The organism is Staphylococcus cornubiensis (genome assembly GCF_900183575.1).
GTDB classification, from domain to species: domain Bacteria; phylum Bacillota; class Bacilli; order Staphylococcales; family Staphylococcaceae; genus Staphylococcus; species Staphylococcus cornubiensis.
Window position 1 is genome coordinate 1 of sequence record NZ_FXUZ01000031.1, and the last position, 1407, is coordinate 1407.

Sequence of the window (1407 nt, forward strand, 5' to 3'; positions counted from 1 at the left end):
GCGTTTAAGTAATGAATAACTTTAATGAGCTTGTTCACACAAGCAATCATGGCCACTTTATGATGTTTATTGTAAGGTGGCTTTTTTAATTTATAGTAATAATCGCAAATATGATTTTGCTGACGGTGTTGATTCATAATAAAAAGTTTAACCATTTGATAGAGTATCTTCCGAGCTACACTACTGCCACGCCGATTAATACGGTCTTTTTTATAAATCGTTCCTGATTCATATCTGACGATATCGATACCAACAAAAGCATTGAGTTGCTTATTTGTATCAAAGCGATCAATATTTCCTAATTCCCCTGTGAGTAAAGCCGCATTCTGTTCTCCAATACCATTGATACTCAATAAAACTTGATATAATTTTTGGTCAGCACACAAATCTTTAAGTTTAGCGACATATTTCTTTTTTCTACCAATCAGTCGAATTAAATCTTCAGTAATATCTTTGATTTCTTCGACAAGTGGATGTTCTTCGTGAACGGTAATGTAAGTGTTTTGAGCCCATTCAACAAGCTTGATAGTCAGATTTTCAAGATATGTTTTTTGGCAGTTATTGTGCTGCTTAATGAGCTTTTTGAGTTGTTGTTTTGTCAAATTTAAGATGAATTGAGGATGTGCAAATAAGTTGATAAGCCTTAAGTTAGGAATATTATAATTGTGCTTCACTAAGTCTTGAAGTGAGGGAAATACTTGAGATAACCTCTCCTTAAGTCTCGTTTTTAATTTAGTTAAATCATCCTCAATGTGCATGATTAAACGTGTATAGCTCTTTCTCTCAACATCTTCATCTGAAGGGGTATGAATAATGTATTTTTCATCTAGCGTGAAGCCTAAATGAGCGAGTTTATGTGCATCCACTTTATCTATTTTATACCTTCTTAACGAATTCATCTTAAAATGTGCTTCTAAGGGGTTTATACAGACATGTTTAATATTATGATCGAAACAAAATTGACGAATAATTGTTGAATAGACACCTGTCGCTTCGAATATCAATAACTTATCTTCAAAACATTTTAAATATGTGTAGAACTGAAGTAAGTTCTTTGAATCATAGAGTAAATCAAACTCGTTAACGAGTGTTTCATCTTCATAATGAGCCACAACGGCCGATGCTTTACTGATATCAATTCCAAAAATGTGCATAAAATACCTCCTTAATTAAATCTTGAGATAAGCGAACCTTCACTCATAATCCTTAATCACTTTATTTTCTTACACGACTTCTAGAGCCTACATATTGAAACAAAATTCATAAGGGAGTGAAGCCAATCAGTTTCCTGACGAATTTTAAAATCCAAGGGAAGTTCGATTTAGCTTCTCTCAACTACCTATTATAAAAAATAAGTAGTGAAGAAACTATCGTCATAATTTCTTCACTACTATCTTAATATGTTTC

1 protein-coding gene is annotated in these 1407 nt (G+C 32.6%); it reads right to left on the reverse strand.

Going from position 1 to position 1407, the window contains the following annotated elements; translation table 11 throughout:
- Positions 1-1154, reverse strand: a 1154-nt coding sequence (locus tag CCE82_RS12315; RefSeq protein WP_086429645.1) for an IS110 family RNA-guided transposase, incomplete at its 3' end; no start/stop codon positions are given.
- Between the last annotated feature and the right edge of the window lie 253 nt (positions 1155-1407).